Source organism: Streptomyces sp. NPDC021020 (assembly GCF_044333285.1).
GTDB lineage: Bacteria > Actinomycetota > Actinomycetes > Streptomycetales > Streptomycetaceae > Actinacidiphila.
The window spans coordinates 271,018-287,048 of sequence record NZ_JBIRQQ010000005.1 but is presented as its reverse complement, the minus strand read 5'-3'; the positions used below and the strand labels follow the sequence as shown (position 1 = coordinate 287,048).

The 16,031-nt window shown below is 74.3% G+C and carries 18 protein-coding genes and 1 pseudogene; 7 read left to right on the top strand and 12 right to left on the bottom strand.

Features of this window, described 5'->3' with window-relative positions:
* Nucleotides 1–92: 92 nt before the first annotated feature.
* Entirely contained in the window at nt 93–956 is an 864-nt protein-coding gene (locus tag ACH4SL_RS16455; RefSeq protein ID WP_398445861.1) for a metallophosphoesterase family protein, read from the top strand.
* On the opposite strand, the gene ACH4SL_RS16450 is transcribed toward ACH4SL_RS16455, so the two are convergent.
* From ACH4SL_RS16450 to ACH4SL_RS16430, 5 genes are all read right to left on the bottom strand, one after another.
* Nucleotides 934–1,137: a hypothetical protein gene (locus tag ACH4SL_RS16450; RefSeq protein WP_398445859.1), complete on the bottom strand. Its 204-nt coding sequence runs from the start codon at nt 1,135–1,137 to the stop codon at nt 934–936. The two genes, ACH4SL_RS16455 and ACH4SL_RS16450, sit on opposite strands and share 23 nt — an antisense overlap.
* A gap of 30 nt (nt 1,138–1,167) precedes the next feature.
* The gene (locus tag ACH4SL_RS16445; protein ID WP_398445857.1) at nt 1,168–1,944 is read right to left on the bottom strand and encodes a MerR family transcriptional regulator; all 777 of its coding nucleotides are present in this window, start codon (nt 1,942–1,944) and stop codon (nt 1,168–1,170) included.
* A gap of 63 nt (nt 1,945–2,007) precedes the next feature.
* Nucleotides 2,008–2,475, bottom strand: a complete 468-nt coding sequence (locus tag ACH4SL_RS16440; protein ID WP_398445854.1) for a hypothetical protein — start codon at nt 2,473–2,475, stop codon at nt 2,008–2,010.
* Nucleotides 2,472–3,062, bottom strand: a complete 591-nt coding sequence (locus tag ACH4SL_RS16435; protein ID WP_398445852.1) for an ArsR family transcriptional regulator — start codon at nt 3,060–3,062, stop codon at nt 2,472–2,474. The genes ACH4SL_RS16440 and ACH4SL_RS16435 overlap by 4 nt, the downstream gene beginning before the upstream one ends.
* 62 nt (nt 3,063–3,124) lie before the next feature.
* Complete coding sequence (locus tag ACH4SL_RS16430; protein WP_398445850.1) at nt 3,125–3,832, bottom strand: HAD family hydrolase; 708 nt, start codon at nt 3,830–3,832, stop codon at nt 3,125–3,127.
* A gap of 101 nt (nt 3,833–3,933) precedes the next feature.
* Between ACH4SL_RS16430 and ACH4SL_RS16425 the strand changes: the two genes are divergently transcribed.
* Nucleotides 3,934–4,695, top strand: a complete 762-nt coding sequence (locus tag ACH4SL_RS16425) for a MerR family transcriptional regulator (protein ID WP_398445848.1) — start codon at nt 3,934–3,936, stop codon at nt 4,693–4,695.
* Nucleotides 4,696–4,889: 194 nt separating this feature from the next.
* Here the strand turns inward: ACH4SL_RS16425 and ACH4SL_RS16420 are convergent, their stop codons facing one another.
* The 4 genes from ACH4SL_RS16420 to ACH4SL_RS16405 all read right to left on the bottom strand — a co-directional run bounded on the left by ACH4SL_RS16420 (nt 4,890) and on the right by ACH4SL_RS16405 (nt 7,538).
* Nucleotides 4,890–5,156, bottom strand: a complete 267-nt coding sequence (locus ACH4SL_RS16420; RefSeq protein WP_398445846.1) for a hypothetical protein — start codon at nt 5,154–5,156, stop codon at nt 4,890–4,892.
* A 386-nt stretch (nt 5,157–5,542) separates the two neighbouring features.
* Complete coding sequence (locus tag ACH4SL_RS16415; RefSeq protein WP_398445844.1) at nt 5,543–6,193, bottom strand: sensor domain-containing protein; 651 nt, start codon at nt 6,191–6,193, stop codon at nt 5,543–5,545.
* Nucleotides 6,194–6,348: 155 nt separating this feature from the next.
* Nucleotides 6,349–6,669, bottom strand: coding sequence for a DUF397 domain-containing protein (locus ACH4SL_RS16410; protein WP_398445842.1), 321 nt, complete (start codon nt 6,667–6,669; stop codon nt 6,349–6,351).
* Entirely contained in the window at nt 6,666–7,538 is an 873-nt protein-coding gene (locus ACH4SL_RS16405) for a helix-turn-helix domain-containing protein (protein ID WP_398446640.1), read from the bottom strand. Before ACH4SL_RS16405 ends, ACH4SL_RS16410 begins: the two co-directional genes overlap by 4 nt.
* Nucleotides 7,539–7,811: 273 nt before the next feature.
* Between ACH4SL_RS16405 and ACH4SL_RS16400 the strand changes: the two genes are divergently transcribed.
* Nucleotides 7,812–8,246 (top strand): ATP-binding protein, encoded by a 435-nt coding sequence (locus ACH4SL_RS16400; protein ID WP_398445840.1) that lies wholly within the window; start codon nt 7,812–7,814, stop codon nt 8,244–8,246.
* A gap of 52 nt (nt 8,247–8,298) precedes the next feature.
* Here the strand turns inward: ACH4SL_RS16400 and ACH4SL_RS16395 are convergent, their stop codons facing one another.
* The gene (locus tag ACH4SL_RS16395; protein ID WP_398445838.1) at nt 8,299–8,811 is read right to left on the bottom strand and encodes a hypothetical protein; all 513 of its coding nucleotides are present in this window, start codon (nt 8,809–8,811) and stop codon (nt 8,299–8,301) included.
* Nucleotides 8,812–9,037: 226 nt separating this feature from the next.
* Between ACH4SL_RS16395 and ACH4SL_RS16390 the strand changes: the two are divergent.
* From ACH4SL_RS16390 to ACH4SL_RS16375, 4 genes and pseudogenes are all read left to right on the top strand, one after another.
* Nucleotides 9,038–10,165: pseudogene (locus ACH4SL_RS16390) on the top strand (UDP-N-acetylglucosamine--N-acetylmuramyl-(pentapeptide) pyrophosphoryl-undecaprenol N-acetylglucosamine transferase); the annotation flags it as partial.
* Between the two features lie 303 nt (nt 10,166–10,468).
* Nucleotides 10,469–11,056, top strand: a complete 588-nt coding sequence (locus tag ACH4SL_RS16385) for a Uma2 family endonuclease (RefSeq protein ID WP_398445836.1) — start codon at nt 10,469–10,471, stop codon at nt 11,054–11,056.
* Between the two features lie 34 nt (nt 11,057–11,090).
* A complete protein-coding gene (locus ACH4SL_RS16380) occupies nt 11,091–11,918 on the top strand; it encodes a phosphotransferase enzyme family protein (RefSeq protein ID WP_398445834.1) in 828 nt (275 codons plus the stop codon).
* Between the two features lie 125 nt (nt 11,919–12,043).
* A complete protein-coding gene (locus ACH4SL_RS16375) occupies nt 12,044–14,011 on the top strand; it encodes a hypothetical protein (protein ID WP_398445832.1) in 1,968 nt (655 codons plus the stop codon).
* Between the two features lie 5 nt (nt 14,012–14,016).
* Here ACH4SL_RS16375 and ACH4SL_RS16370 read toward each other — a convergent pair whose 3' ends face one another.
* Both ACH4SL_RS16370 and ACH4SL_RS16365 read right to left on the bottom strand, forming a co-directional pair.
* A complete protein-coding gene (locus ACH4SL_RS16370; protein ID WP_398445830.1) occupies nt 14,017–15,171 on the bottom strand; it encodes a tetratricopeptide repeat protein in 1,155 nt (384 codons plus the stop codon).
* A gap of 62 nt (nt 15,172–15,233) precedes the next feature.
* Complete coding sequence (locus tag ACH4SL_RS16365; RefSeq protein WP_398445828.1) at nt 15,234–16,025, bottom strand: alpha/beta fold hydrolase; 792 nt, start codon at nt 16,023–16,025, stop codon at nt 15,234–15,236.
* Nucleotides 16,026–16,031: the final 6 nt, after the last annotated feature.

Genomic DNA, 16,031 nt, shown 5'->3' with positions numbered 1-16,031 from the left:
TCCGGGCGCCCGCGGGTCCCGGCCTCCCGGCGGGTGCCGCGCGGCGGGAATTCCCCTCGCCGCCCGGGGTCCCGCGTGGCTACCGTCGCGTCATGCGGATACTGCACCTCTCGGACACCCACCTGGACCGGCACGGCGCCCCCGATGACGACGGGGCCGACGGGACGGCCGCGTTGCGGCTGCTGCTCCGCGAGGTGGAGCACCTGGACGGGGTCGGCGCGGTCGTCGTCACGGGCGACATCGCGGACGACGGGTCGCGCGAGGCGTACGCGCGCACGCACGAGCTGCTCGGCGCGTACGCGGCGCCGCGCGGGGCGCGGGTGTTCTACGCGACGGGCAACCACGACGACCGCGCCGCCTTCGCGGACGTGCTGGGCAGCGGGCACACCGCGCCCGACGCGGTGTACGACGGCCCGGCGGGCGAGCGCGCGGCGGCCAGCACGGTGGACGGGCACCGGCTGGTCACCCTCGACTCGCTCGTGCCCGGCAAGGGCTACGGCCACCTGTCCGCGGGCCAGCTCGGCTGGCTGCGCGGCGTGCTCACCACGCCCGCCCCGCACGGCACGGTGCTGGCCTTCCACCACCCGCCCCTCGCGCTGCCCGGCGTCGAGGTGCAGCGCGTCTTCGGGCTGCACAACGCCGCGGAGCTGGCCGACGCGATCGACGGGACGGACGTCCGGCTGATCCTGTGCGGCCACTTCCACCTCCAGCTCACGGGCCGCCTCGCGCAGGCGACCGTGTGGGTCACACCCGGCGTCGTGACCCGTATCGACCTCACCGCCCCGCCCGGCACCGAGCGCGCGGTCCACGGCCCGTCCGCGACCCTCGTCGACCTCGCGGCCCCGTACGGCCCGCTCCTGCACACCCTGCACGCGCGCGACCCGCGCATGGGCGCGACCGTCTACGAGGCCGACGCCCCCGAGATGAGCGAGGTCATCGCCCGCCTCGGGCCGTGACGCGGCGGGGCCGCAGCCGTACGTACGCGGTCGCGGCCTGCACGGCGAGCGCGATCGGCACCGCGACCAGCACATCCCACGGCACCGCGCCGAAAGCGGCGAGCAGGCTCAGCAGCGGGAGGGTGAGGAGCAGCGGCAGGGTCTGGGCGAGGGCGATACGGGTACGGGCGGTGCGGTTCACGGCGTACTCCTTCGGTAGCGGTAGGGGTGCTCAGGACCGGGCCCGGTCGAGGTAGTCGGCGAGGTCGCGCCACTCGCCGACGGGAGCGGCGGGCTCGCCGGACATCGCGGCGGGGTCGTCCCGCCACGCGGCCCGCACCCCCGCGGAGATCCCGGCGTCGCCGCCGCTGAAGAGCGCGCTCAGCTCGTCCATGCGGGCCGCGATCCGCCGCACCCGCGAATCCCCCGGCGGGACGCCGCCCGCCCGCAGCGCCTCGGCCCGCCGGTAGAGCTCGGGCCATTCGACGTCGAGCAGGTAGTGCGCGGCGGGCCCGAGCGCGGCTCCCCGCGCGCGCAGCACCGTCAGCTGGTCGGCGTCCAGGTGCCGCCCCAGCACCTCCCGCCCCTCCGGCCCCGCCGAGCCGATCGCCCGCAGCGCCCCGAGCAGATCCGCGGCGTCCGGCTCCCGTTCGGCGGCCAGCTCCTCCCCCAGCCGCACCAGCCGCTCCCGCAGCGCCCCGAGCGCGGCGATCTCCGCGTCCACCCCGGCAAGGTGGTCCCGCACGAGCCGCCCCGGCTCCACCCCGGCGTCCAGGCACACCGCGATCGTCTCCAGCCCCAGCCCGAGGCTGCGCAACGCCAGCACCGCGTAGAGCCGCCCGAGGTCGTCCCCGGTGTACTCCCGGTGCCCGCCCGCACTCCGCGAGGAGGGGCTGAGCAGCCCGATCTCGTCCCAGTGGTGCAGCGTCCTGACAGTGAGCCCACTGGCCTCGGCCAGCCGCCCCACCTTCCACGTCACCGCGCCGCCGTCGTCCCTTTTCCCGTCCATGCCCCCACTGTCGCCCCTCACGCGACGTGAGGTTCAAGCAATGACGGCGACCGGTCGGCGACGTCAGTAGGGCGGCATGTTCGGGACGGCCTTCTCCGCCAGTTCGATGAGCGATTCCACCTTCACCAGGTCGGCCGCGACCTCGTCGGACGTCATCGCGGGGCCTTCCGAGGAGCGGTACTCGATCTCGTTGCGCCGTGCCCGCATGCGGTTGAACGGCCGCAGGATCGAACCGAGCGGAGGGTCGAGCTGAGCACGCACGGCCTCGTAGACCACCGTGTGGCCACCGCGGCTGGTGGCCCGCAAGCCCTGGTTCTGAAGGACCGCCGCGAGGGCCCGGCGGCCGGCGTCGTAGGCGAGGGTGTAGGCGCCCTCGGGGTCCGTCCCGAGCAGCTGCCGCGCGGACTCGACGTGGGTGCGCGCCCGGCTCAGCTCGGCCTCGGCCGCCTGCCGGGACGCGGGGACCCGTTCGAGTTCGCGGCTGACGACGAGGGCGTCGATCGTCGACCGTCCCTGATTCCACCGGCTCACGCTGTCTCCCGGGCAAGCTTCAGTTCGACCAGCGGGCGTTCGCGCACGCTGGTGAGAAACGGGTCGTCGCTGGGCGACTGCCACGCCTCGTCCGACAGCCGGTGGACGTTGACGGCCCTGTGAAGCCGCCGGGACGCCTCCTCCGCGAGGTCGAACAGTTCGTCCGCGTCCGGCTCGCCGATGACGAGCACGTCGACGTCGGCGGGTGGTGGCCCCGGCTGTCCCGTGTAGCGGGCCGCCCAGGATCCGTAGATGAACGCCCTCCGCACCCCGCCCAGAGCCGCGAGCGCGTCGGTCAGGACGGGCAGGGGTCCGAAGGAGGCGGCGATGAGGTCGCTGAGCGGCTGGTAGAGGACCGTGTCCGTCCGTGCGCGCACCAACCGGCTGCGCCCCACCCTGCGGTCGGCCAGAATACCGGCGACGGTCAGCCTTTCCACCTCGCGCAGCACGGTCGTGGGGGTCACCCCCATCTCCTCGGCCAGCTCGCTGAGGCTGTACTCCCGCTCAGGGTGCAGGAGCAGCAGCGCCAGCACCTCGCCCTGGGCGCGGGAGCGGAGCAGCGGGAGCAGGCTGGGCGACGTTTTCATTGGGCGCAGTATATCGTGCGCCCAATGAAAACAACAGCGGGTCACCGGTCGCGCGCTCCGCGTCAGGCGCCTGCCGTCGAGGGGCCGGTGGCGGCGGCGACCACGTCGGAGAGGGAGCTGACGTACGGGCCCGGCCAGTCGTCCTCGCGGGCGTGGGCGTCGTTCGCCGCCCAGTCGTCGGCGCGGAGCATCACCGCGGTCATGCCGTGGGCCGTCGCGCCGGTCAGCTCGCCGCCGCCGCCGTCGCCGATGTAGAGGCAGGAGGTGGGGGCGGTGTCCAGGGCCGAGGCTATCCGCCGGAAGAGTTCCGGGGCGGGCTTGCGGTGGCCCTCGCTGCACGACAGGACGGCCGCGTCCACCAGGCCGGACAGCGGCAACTCCGGCCAGGTGTCGGCGAGTTCGACCGTGCAGTCGCTCAGGACGCCGATGCGTACGCCCGCGCCGCGCAGGCGTTCCAGCGTCCCGACCGCGTCCTCGCGCAGGACGAACAGCTCACGCTGGCAGGCGAGCCTGACCTCGGCGGCCGCCGCGACCGCGTCCTCGCCGGGTTCGACCCCGCAGCGCCGGGCGAGCGTACGGATGGTCTCCGGCAGGTCGCCGAGCGCGCCGACCGCCCGCTCCGGGAAGGACGCGTTCAGCGCCTCCCGCCACCGCTCCGCGGGAATCCCCAGCGGGACCGCGCCCCGCGCCGCGTGCCCGTCCCAGACGGCGGTGGGCGTGCTCGGGGTGAGGGTGCCGTAGAAGTCGAAGATCACCGTGGGAAAGCTCATGCCGGGACGCTACCGGTCCGCGAAGTGCTTGACCTTCGAGCCGGGTTGAAGGTCTTGACTGGGCGGGAGCGGGGGCCGTCGATCGGAGGAGGGCGAGCGGGATGCGGATCGGGGAGCTGGCCGGGCGGAGCGGGGTGGCCGCGAGCACCTTGCGCTACTACGAGGGGCTCGGGCTGCTGCCCGCCGCCGGGCGGACGGGGAGCGGATACCGGGTGTACGGGGAGGACGCGGTCGAGCGGCTGGCCGTCATCGGGGCCGCGAAGGGGCTGGGGCTCGCGCTGGAGGAGGTCGGGGCGGTGTGCGCGGCCTGGGCGGGCGGGGTGTGCGCCGAGGTCAGGGCGGAGCTGCGGCCCCGGGTGGCCGCGCGGCTCGCGGAGGCGGAGGGGCGCGCGGCGCGGGCGGCGGCGTTCGCGGCGGTGCTGCGCGGGGCGCTCGCGCGGCTGGAGGCGCTACCCGAGCGGGAGGGGCGGTGCGGGGCGGAGTGCGGGTTCCCTCGCGGGGCGGGGGCGGGGGCTCCGGAGTCGGGTCCGGGGGACGGGGCCCGGCCCCGAGGTGAGCGGTGGCGTACCGCTCCCGTCGCGTGCTCCCTCGGCGGGGACGGCCTCGCCCGGCGGGGCGCGGACTGGCGCGCGGCTCTCGACGGGGCTGCGCCTCCGGTGGCGATCCCGGACGGCCTGCGGCTCACCCTCCCCGCCGACCGCACCGCGCGGATCGCGGCTCTCGCGTCCGCCGAGCAGCACTGCTGCCCCTTCTTCGACTTCCGGCTCCACCTCGACGGCCCCGTCCTCCACCTGGAGGTCCGCGCCCCGGCGGAGGGCGCGGCGCTGCTGGAAGCTCTTTTCGGCGGAAGCGGCCACCGGTAACCGGTAACCGGCGGAGTGCGGCGCGTACGCGCGGTGGGTGGGTCGGGGCCACTCCGGGGGCACCTCCTCGGACCGCGCACCATGACCTCACGACGTATCCGGTGCCGGACTGTCGTGCGCGGTCCTCCGGGGGCACCCCCGGATCGTCCCCTTCAGGCCGGTCGGGCGGCTTCCCGTGCGGGGAGCAGGGCGTCTCAGTGGCGCGACCTGCGCCACGCCGCGTAGCCGCGCACCACCTGGATCACGAAGAGCAGCAGCGCGACCCCGGCGAGTATCTCCAGGAACCACTTGTGGTCGGTGATCGAGTCCGACGCCCACCACGCGAGCAGCGCGGACGTGATCAGGTAGAGGGGCGCCATGATCAGCGCCATCCGCACCCGGGGGTCCCGGGGCCGGGCGTGGGCCGGGCCGGACGTGGCCCGCTCGGTCTCCTCCGCCGGGGGCTTGTGCATCGTGGTCACGGCAGCCTCCTTCGCTCCTGGCGCCGACGAAATCGCCGCCAAAGCCACAAGAGTCGGCTAACCGGAACGACAGCCCGCAAACCGCGACGCCGGGTGCGGATCGTCCGCCGGGGCACGGGGTCGGTCGTGACCTGGCGCCGGGCCCGGATGGTCTTGCTGTCGGCACCGGGCATGTCGGCGACGAAGATCGCCGAAGATCGCCGAGGTCACCTTCACCAGCGCGGACCGGGTCCGGGACGCGCCTGATCAGGCCGGCCGACTTCCTGGTCGCCGAGGGGGTGGTCGACGGCACCGACCACGGCAGCTCTCATCCCGGCCGTGGCAGGAGACGAGAGGACGGGGGCTGGCATCCTCCACGAGCAGCTGGGTACGGGCCCGGCCCATGGCTACACGGCCCGGTCAGTCAGCAGGGCGCGGGCAAGCCGGGTCTGTACCGCGACCAGCCCGCGGACCACCGGAACCGCGGTGGCCAGCATGAGCACCCCCAGGGCGGTGTTGACGCCGATGTCCGCCGTCCGCGAGGCGTTGTCGAATACCAGCTCCACCAGTCCGTGGTCATCCGGTCCCTGTGGCAGGGACCACGACCAGGTGCCGTAGAGCAGCTCGCCGACACCGCCGAGGGTCCACGTCAGCGCCACGCTGAAGGTGGTGACCTGGAGCGGGAAGGCGACGACCAGATGGGCCAGGTCGCGCCAGGGCTGTGGTTCTCGCACCGCGCGCAGCGCCCTGCCCCATCCCGTGCCGGTCGGCCGGGGGTGCTGCACCGGCAACGGGCGGCCCGTAACGGCCGTCACCCGCTGCCGTTCCCTGTTGGCCAGGGCCCGTGCCGCGTGCAGGGTCCCGGCCAGGATCGGCAGTCCGATCCAGACCACGAGGGTGGACACTCCCAGGGCGAAGCCGGTGACCGCGACGGTGAACGCCGCCACCCCGAGAGGCAGTCCGGACAGTAGATAGCCCAACTCCCGGCGGAACCGGTGGGCAACGGGCCCGTTCTCGGTGGACGCTTGCGGCACGGTGAGCGAGGCGATCGAAGTCATGGCACCACGGTGCCGGTTTCGCACGGCCCCGCCCAACCTGCTAGCTGGCCGACAGAGGTAGGGCTTGCCCCACCCCCCAAGGGAGGACTACGACGGCGTCCCCGTCCCCGTCCCCGAAGTCCGCTACCGGCGCTCCCTCCGCGACGCCGCCCCCGTCAGACCTCGTACGCCGCCGCGTACATCAGGAACGCCGCCCAAGCGTGGGGCGTGACGCTGAGGCGGGGGCCTTCCGGGTCCTTGGAGTCCCGGACGAGGATTTCCTCGTCGCTGACCTTCACCTCGACGCACTCCGGTCCGTCGTTGGTGCTGTGACTGCTCTTGGTCCAGCCGACCTCGACGCAGTCGTTGTTGTTGCCAGCGCTGTAGCTGCTCTTGATCCAGGCGACCTCGACGCACTCGGGACCGTCGTTGCTGCTGTAACTGCTCTTGGTCCACTCCAGCACGGAAGCGGCTCCTGCGATGGGCTTGAGGCTCATGTCTGTTCCCGCAGTTTCTCGACGAAGGCCAGCGACTCGCGTGGCGTGAGAGCTTGCGATCGGATGATCCCATACCTCATCTCTAGGATCTGAACCTCACGCGGTTCGGTGATCACACGATTGTAGAGCTGCCCCTCCCAGTGACCCGCCGTTGAGCCGTCTTTGAGCTTGAGCACCTGCAACTGACCGCCCATCCCCGCATGATCTTCGCGGTCAGTCGGCATCACCTGGATCTCCACGTGTCGCAACCGGCCAACTTCCAGGATGCGTTCGAGCTGGCGACGCAGAACCGCCCTGCCGCCGAGCGGGCGAGTCAGCGTCACCTCCTCCAGAACGAACGTCAGCAGCGCGAACGGCGTGCGCTCGAAGATCGCTTGCCGGGCCATACGCCCTTCGATGAGCCGCTCGATCTGGTCCTCGGTGTACGAGGGGCGCCGCATGCCGTAGAGGGACCGCGTGTACTCCTCGGTCTGCAACAGCCCGTGGATGTTGTGATTGCAGTAGGCGCCCAGCTCGACCGCCTCAGCCTCAAGCTTGGCCAGGTCATTAACCTTCTTCGGGTACCGGACTTCCCCGAGGTCCGGCTTCATGGCGGAGATCTTGCCTCCCGCTTTCGCGATCCGGTCCGCGTTGTCCAGGTAGGCAGGTTTCGGCGCACGCACGCCGCGCTCGACCTTGGAGACCATCTCCTCGCTGTAGCCGATCGCAGCGCCGAAATCCGTCTGCGTGAGACCCGTCGACTCGCGCCACAGCTTGATCTGGCGCCCGAGGGCGCGCAGGACGCCTGCGGAGTCGTCCTCGGCGCCCGAGTCCCAGTCAGGGGTGTCGGAGCCGTCCATTGTGTAGTTGGGGCCTGAGCCTGATGCCATCGTGACCACCACCATTACTGTCGGTTCGTACTGCGCACGCTAAGCGCCCGCAGGTTCGCGTGTCCGGAAAACTGACTGAAAGTCACCTGTCCGGGAGGAGGCTCCGGAGCGCAGGGGGCGCACACCGACCCGTACAACCCGTACAAGCGAGCGCCGGGCACGGCGCGGACCCGTACAAGAGACGTCCCCGCCCGGACAGCGACCCGCACAGCCCGCGCCCTGGCGGTCGAACGCGCTGGTCAGGTGGTAGGCGGGAGCGCCAATCTCGTAGACGTGACGAATGACACTCCCCCCGAAGAAGAAGTGGACGCGTCCGCGCGGCGGTTCAGCGTCCAGTTGCCCTCCACCCGGCGCGGTGCGCACCGCGCGCGTCTGCTCGCGACGGCGGAGCTCGACCGGTGGGGGCTGCCGCCGGATCCGGCGGCGCACGTAGTAGCGGAGCTCGCGGCGAACGCGGCGGTTCACGGGCGGGTGCCCGGGCGGGACTTCCGGCTGATGCTCGACGCCGACAAGAGTCCGGGGACGCTGCGGATCGAGGTGACGGACGCGCGGGCGGAGCGGTTGCCCGTGATCGCGCGGGACGCGGGGGCGGCGGATTCGGAGTCCGGGCGGGGGCTGCTGCTCGTGACGGTGCTGGCGGCGCGGTGGGGGGTGACGTCGGGGCCGTTCCCGACGAAGACGGTGTGGGCGGAGGTGGATTTCGCGTAGGGGCCCGGCGCGCGGGCGTACCGCCGTGGGCCGGTGGTACGCCCGCGAGGGGCTAGGTGCCGGAGACCTTCGTGCAGGTGAGGGTGCCGTTGACGGTGACGGAGCCGCCGGAGGTGTCGACGGCGCCGAGTTCGGTGCCGGAGACCTTGACGGTGTAGGTGCCGGACTGCTCGGTGGCGGAGATGCCGTCCGCGCCGAGCTTGACGAAGGTCTTCTTGTCGGCGGTGACGAGGGTCGCCATGGCCTGGTCGCCGATGGTGGCGACGAAGGAGGGCGTCGTGGACTCGCCGCTGTCGGGCGCGGGGGCGGTGACGGCGATGACCTTGCCGCTCGCGGTCGCGCAGGACACGCTCATGGTGACGTCGAAGCCGCCGGTGGCCGAGCCGGTGTAGTCGAGGCGGCCGTGGGTGCCGCCGTCGGAGGCGGCGCTCGCGCTGGTCGTCGCGGCGGGCGCGCTCGACGCGGGTGCGGTGGAGGTCGGCTTGCTGTCGTCGTCCTTGTCCTTCGACGACGAGCAGGCGCTCAGCGCGGTGACGATGGTCAGCGGAAGCAGCACGGCTGCCAACGGCCTTGAAATACGCGGCACTTGTCCCCCTTGGTACGTCCTACAGGTCGCGTGCGGTGGAAGGGTATCCGAGCCTGTCGCCGTCCCCCTCGGCTGTGCGCCGGGCCTGCGGTTAGTGTGACCAGCACCACCGGGGCGCGGGCCCCGCCAGAAGGGGAGCCACCTCGTGCACAGTGACCCTGACCTCGTCGCGCCGCGTCCGGCGGACACCCGGCCCTTCCGCCTCATCGTCACCGGTGGCGGGACCGGCGGGCACACGTATCCCGCGCTCACCGCGATACGCACGCTGCGGGCCCGACTCGCGGGCGAGGGGCGGGCGTTGGAGGTGCTGTGGGTCGGCACCAGGGACAGCCTGGAGGAGCGGGTCGCGACCGGCGAGGCGATACCCTTCCGGGCGGTCGCGACCGGCAAGGTGCGCCGCTCGGCCAATCCCCTGATGCTCCTGTCGTTCGCGAACCTGCGGGACATGGGGCGCGTGCCGCTCGGCGTGCTCCAGGCGCGGCGCGTGGTCGCCGACTTCCGGCCGGACGTGGTGCTCGCGACGGGCGGTTACGTGGCGGTGCCGCTGGGGCTCGCGGCGAAGGCCAACCGGCGGCCGCTGGTGGTGCACGAGCAGACCGTACGGCTGGGGCTCGCGAACCGGCTGCTGGCGCGGGTGGCGACGGCTTTCGCGGTGTCGTCGGAGTCGACGCTGCCGCTGCTGCCGAGGCGGGCGCGGGCGGCGGCGGCCGTGACCGGCAACCCGGTACGGCCCGAGGTGCTGGCCGGGCGCGCCGACAAGGCGGTGGAGTCGCTGGGGCTCGGCGGCTTCGACCGTTCGCTGCCGACCGTGTACGTGACCGGCGGCGCGCAGGGCTCGCAGCAGATCAACGACGTGATCGTGACCGTCCTGCCGTGGCTGCTGGCGCAGGCGAACGTCATCCACCAGTGCGGGCCGGGCAACTTCGCGTCGCTGCGGTCCACCGCGGCGCTGCTGCCACGGGAGTTGGCGGGGCGGTATCTGCTGACGCCGTACGTGAGCGCGGAGTTGCCGGACGTGCTGGCGCTCGCGGACGTGGTGATCTCGCGCAGCGGCGCGGGCATGCTCGCCGAACTCACCGCGCTGGGCAAGCCGTCGGTCCTGGTGCCGCTGGCCTCGTCGGCGGGCAACGAGCAGGTCCACAACGCGCAGCACCTCGCGGACGCGGGCGCGGCGGTGGCCCTCGTCCACACGGTGACCCCCGACACGCTCTCGACGGCGGTGGCCCCGCTCCTGGCCGACCCCGCGCGCCGCGCCGCGATGGCGGAGGCGGCCCGCACGCACGGCCGCCCGGACGCGGCGGAACGCCTGGTGGACGCAATGCTGCGAGCGGCGCGGCCGCTCCCAGCGCCGGAGGACCCACTGCCCGCGGCGCCGCCCGCGCCGGAGGAGCCCGCGCCGGTGGCGGCTACGGAAGAGCCGAGCCCGGAGTCACCGGAGGAGCCCGCGCCGCCCACCAAGCCCGCGACACCTCCCCCGCCGCCCGCGGAGCCCCCCGCCCCGACAACCCCGCCGCCCCCCGCGACCCCGCCCATGCCCCCGACCCCGCCGCAGCCGCCCACCCCGCCGGAGGAGCCCGCGGCGGAGGAGTGAGGGGAGCGCGACCAGCGGGTCACCCCTGCGGAAGGAGCGGACGCCATGACCATCGTCCCCGGCGACCCGCAGCGCAACGCGCTCCCGTACCTGGCCATGCGGGACATCGTCGAGCAGACGCAGCACGCCGTACCCGGCAAGCTGGAGATCACCAGGGAAGGGATCGTCCACGACGCGTCCGCCCCCGGCGGCCCGCACGAGCTGACCGCCGCGCGGGTCAGCCGCAGGCTGGAGAAGGTCATGCCGGAGGGCCTGCTCGCGCACACCGGCACGCCGGACGTGGAGGACGTCCACGAGGGCGTCATGCGCCACCCGGACGTCATGGTCATCGCCGAGGCGGACATGGAGGTCGAAGGGTCCTTCGACCCCGGCACCCTGCTCGCGGCGATCGAGGTGGTCTCACGGTCGAACCCGGACAACGACTGGGTCGGCAAGATGCGCGACTACCCGCTTCTCGGCATTCCGGTCTACGTCCTGTTCGACCCGCGCACCGGCGAGGGCGCGGTGCTGAGCGACATCCACCCGACGCCGAACGGCCCGCGCTACGCGACGCGTACGGACTTCGTCTACGGCGAGGACGTGACGATCGGGGAGTGGACGATCTCCACGGAGAATCTCCCCCGTTACACGTAACCCACCCGCACGGCACGCGGATAGCCTGGCCGACATGACGACGGGGCGCGCGGACGGCGGCGGTACGGGCGAGGCGCTGGCCGGGGGGCTGGCCAACGCGGGCGCGGTCTTCCGGCGCGGGGAGGTCGTCGACCGGCCCGCGCCGCGGACCGCCGCCGCGCTGCACGCGCATCTGCGGGCGCTGCCCGCGCGCGGCTTCACGGGGGCGCCGACTCCCGTACGGCTCACGGGGGACGGCCGCGAGCAGCTGACCTTCGTGCCCGGCGACGTGGCGCTGCCGCCCTTCCCCGCGTGGGTGATGACGGACGACGCGCTCGCGTCCGTGGGGCGGCTGCTGCGCCAACTCCACGACGCGGCCGCACAGATCCCCGTCGACCGCGGCGCCGACTGGCCGCGCGAACTCTCCGACCCGGCGGGCGGCCCGCTGCTGTGCCACAACGACATCTGCCCGGAGAACGTCGTCTTCCGCGACGGCCGCGCCGCCGCCTTCATCGACTTCGACCTCGCCGCCCCCGGCCGCCCCCTCTGGGACCTTGCGATGACCGCCCGCTACTGGGTCCCCACCCTCGACCCCACCACCGCCACCACCCAATACCCCACCGCCCCCGACCCGTTCCCCCGCCTCCGCATCCTCGCCGACGCGTACGGCCTCTCCCGGGAAGACCGCCCCGCCCTCCCCACCCTCGTCGAGCAGACCACCGCCGCGGGCCGCGCCTTCGTCACCCGCCGCCTCGCCTCGAACGACCCGGTGTACACCCGCGCCCACGCAGAACTGGGCGGCTGGCAGCGTTGGGACCGCCTCCAGTCCTGGCTGACCGCCAACCGCGACCGCTTCGTGGCGGCGCTGCTGGCGGACACGTGATGAGGGAAGTGCCGTCTCCTGGAAGGTGGTTGGGGCCGCCGGGTCACGCTGAGGGAGGGGGCGCGGGCATCCGCCGCGAACGCTAGGGTCGGTGCCGCCGGAGAGGCCACGAGAGGAGCCGTGCCATGCGACCGCCGAACGAGTTGGACCGGGTCCGGTGGCAGGACCTCACACATGCGTACGGCTCCGCCGAGGATCTGCCGGGGATACTCAGGCGGTTGTACGGGGACGACGAGGCCGTGAGCGGGGCGCTGTTCGAGCTGGACGGGGCCTTCCACGGGGACGCGCCCGTCTACGCGTCGTCCGCCCTCCAGACCGTGCCCTTCCTCGCGCACGCCGCGCTCCACTCGCCGACCCGCAAGCGGGACGGCGCGCTGATGCTGTTGGCCCTTTTCGCCGAGCCGAACGAGGACGCCGCGGTACGGGCCGCGGTCGCCCGGGAGGTCGAGGGGCTGCTGCCCTGCCTGCGCGACGCGGCTCCCGCCGTCCGTTGCGCGGCCCTGCGGCTGCCCGCGGCGGCGGCCGACCTGCTGGCCCCGGACGTACGGCAGTTGGCCCTCGCCGCGGCCGACGCGCTGCACGCCGACGACCCCTCGGTCGCCGTCCGGGCCGACGCGCTGGCGCTCCGCGTGCTGCTGGGCGGCGGCGGCGCACTGCCGCTGGACAGCCCGCGGCCCCCGATACGCCTGGCGGCGGCCATCCTGACGGCGCTGACCTCGGGCCCGCCGTACGCCCCGGAGGTGGTGCGGGTCTTCGCGGAGGCCGAGCCGGAGGGGGAGCCGGAGGACGACGGGGACGAGGAGGCGGAACTGTCGGCCCTCGCCGACCTGTGGGAAGAGGCGACGGACGGATCGTGGGAGGACGGCGGCGCCCGGGCCGCGCAGGACACGTACGACCGGCCCGCGGTGGACTTCCCCTGGCCCGGCACGAACCTGCCCGGGACCGGGCTCAGCGCCCTCGTCGATGTCCTCGCGGCGGACCCGGACGCCGCCTTCCAGGTCGCGGCCCGCTGGATCGCGGACGGCGACGAGGAGCGGCGCGGCAGCGCCCTCGCCGAGAGCGTCCTGCACGAGTGGCGGGACCGCGAACCCGCCTTCCTCGCGCTCGCCCTCGACGCGCTGCCGCACGCGGAGAGCCCTGGCGAGCTGGCGAACCGGATCGGCGCGATCACCCGGTGGGTCGCGCTGGACCCCGCGCCCGGGGCGCGGCTGCGCGACACGCTCCACGCCCACGCGTCCGGTACGGAGGCGCAGCCCGCGAAGGAGGCGCTGCTCGCCCTCGTCCGCGCCCGCGACCCGCGCGCCCTCGACCTGCTCGCGGACCGGCCAGGCCCCGCGGCGCTGCGGGCGGCGGCCGTGCACTTCCCCGCGCAGTCCGCGCGGCTCGTGCCGCTGCTGCGCCGGGAGCTGGCGGCGCCGCAGCTCTGGGGCGGCGACGCCGTCACCCTCGTCGAGGCGCTGGCCGCGCTCGGCCCGGCCGCGGTGCGCGAGGCCCAGGAGGAGCTGACGGAGTGCCTGCGCGCGGACCGCGCCGGGCTCACGGCGGCGCGGGCCCTGGGCGCCGCGGGCGTGGGCTCGCCGGAGATCCTGGGCCTGCTGCGGATGGCCCTGCACCATCGGGACACCCGCGCGCGGGCGACCGCGGCCGTGGCGTACTCCCAGCTCACCGGCGAGCCCACCGCCGCCGTGAACGTCCTGGCCCCGCTGCTGGCCTCCCCCGGCGAGGCCCCCGTACTCCTGCCCCTCCTCCAGGCCCTGGGCCCGGCGGCCTCCCGGCTCCTCCCCCGCGTCGAATCCCTGCTCACGGACTCCTACGAGCCCACCCGCGTCGCCGCGGCCGCGGCCGCCTTCCACCTCACCGGCGACCCGACCCGCGCAACCCCCGTCCTGACCGCGGCCGTCGCCCCCACCCCGACCGGCCTCCACGCACTCAAGACCCTCGCCACGATGGGCCCCGCCCCCGCCGAACTCCGCGCTCAGCTGCATGAGTTCGCGACCTCCCCGCACCGCCTCCTGGGCCCGTCCACGGCAGAGGAGCCGCACCCGGACGCCCAACTCCGCGAGCTGTCCCGCCGGTTGCTCGCGGCGGGCTGACCGCGTCAGTGGTCCGCGGCGGCGCGGGCGCGGGGGTGGTCGGGGCCGTAGTGGGTGTTCCAGTCGGCGGTGAGGGCGGCCCACTCCTCGGGGGTGTCGCGGACACGGGCCAGGACCGTACGGATCTCCAGGACGTTGACGTGGGCGGGTGCCAGGACGGCGGCCGCGGCCGCGAGTGCCTCCTCGGCCGCGGCCTCGGCCTTCGCGCGGCGGCCGAGGCCGAGCAGGGCCGTCGCCCGCTGGAGCTGGTGCTCCCCCGGGGCGTCCAGCGCCCTGGTCGGCGGGCCCTCCACGAGTGCCAGCGCCTCGTCGTAACGGCCTTGCCGCGACAGTGCGTTGGCCAGCTCGCGGCGTAGGGCCCACGTGACGGAGCCGGTCGGGCTGCTGCGCTCGGACGAGGCCAGCACGTCGCGCAGGACCGTTTCCGCCTCGGCGGCGCGGCCGGTCTCGACGAGGCAGTAGGCCAGGCCGCGGGCGGCACCGGCGCGCTCCTTCTCGGGGACGGAGTCGGGCCGCACCGCCAGCAGGGCCCCGCACTCCGATGCGGCCTGCTCGTAGCGGCCGAGCATGGCCAGGACCTCGGCACGCAGCAGCAGGGCGCGGTAGACCAGCTTGTCCGCGGCGCCCAGCACCATGACCAGCCGCGGCATCAGCTCGTCCACGGCAGCGACGACCTCGCCGAAGCGAGCCTGGACGCTCAGCAGCCGGCAGTGCACGATCCGGCTGGCGAAATACGCCTTCACGGTCGACGGCGTCGGCGCGGAGCACGCGCCGTAGCGCTGCGCGACGTCCGCCAGCCCGGCTTCAGCCAGGGCGAACCGGCCGCACAGCATGTGCGTGGTCGCGGCCATGGTGCGCAGGGCCAGCACCTTGTTGAGCGGCGGCCGCCGGTCCGACTCCACCAGGGAGCTTGCCGCCTCGGCGAGCCGCAGCGCCTCCTCGGGGCGGCCCAGGGCCAGTTCGACCAGCCAGAGCACCGTCTGCACCGGCACCACCGTGCCGGGATCCGGCTTCCGCGCGCCTTCCCGCACCGCCAGCAGCTCACGCAACCGCTGCTCCGCGGCGGCCAGTTCGCCCGTACGGAGCAGCGCCGTCGCTTCCTTCAGCTCGGCGTCCGCGCCCGGCGGCCGCCGCCGACCGCCCCACGACAGTATTCCCACCCCGGCCCCCCAGCCTCTCCCCCCAGCGGCGGCCATCGTAGCGGCGTGGTCCGACACACCCGCTAGAAACCCGCCCCGCGCAGCGCGGTGACGACGGCAGCCGGGGCTTCGAGGGCGACGAGGTGGCCCGCGGTCGGGAAGAGGACGAGGGTCGCGTTCGGGATCGCGGAGGCGTAGCGGTGGGCCATCGCGACGAAGTCGGGGGTGTCAAGATCTCCGACGCCGATCAGGGTGGGGATGGTCAGGGCCGTCGCGGGGAGGGAGGTGCCCGGCTGGGAGTGGGTCTCCACCGCGGGCTGGTGGGCGAGGGCCGTACGGAGGGGGGCGCGGACGCGCGCGGTCAGCGCGGGCGGGACCGCGGACCAGGGGCGGGCGGGGCCGCGCAGCCACATGTCGAGGTTGAGCGCGACCGCCGCGTCGAGATCGCCCGCCGCCAGCGCCGCCGCCTCCGCCGCGTCGTAGGCGCGCAGCGCGGGCGAGCGGTCGAAGCCGGGCCAGGGCGGGGAGAAGGCGGCGAGGGCGCTCACCCGCTCCGGGTGGGTCAGCGCGAACTCGACGGCGATCCGCCCGCCCCACGACAGGCCCGCGAGCTTCACCCGGGCGAACCCGAGGTGGTCGAGCAGCGCCGCAAGGTCGGCGACCTCCTCGAAGGGGCCGTCCGGCGGCGGGGACTGGCCGAAGCCGCGCAGGTCGTAGCGGACGACCGTACGGTCCGCGGCCAGCGCGGGCGCGACCTCGTCCCACACGTGGTGGTCGGTCAGGCCGTCGTGGACGAGGACGAGGGGCACTCCCCCGGCCTCCCGGCCCTCGACGACATAGCGGAGAGCGCCCTTCCCGGGCGGCAGGCTGAGCATGCCGGG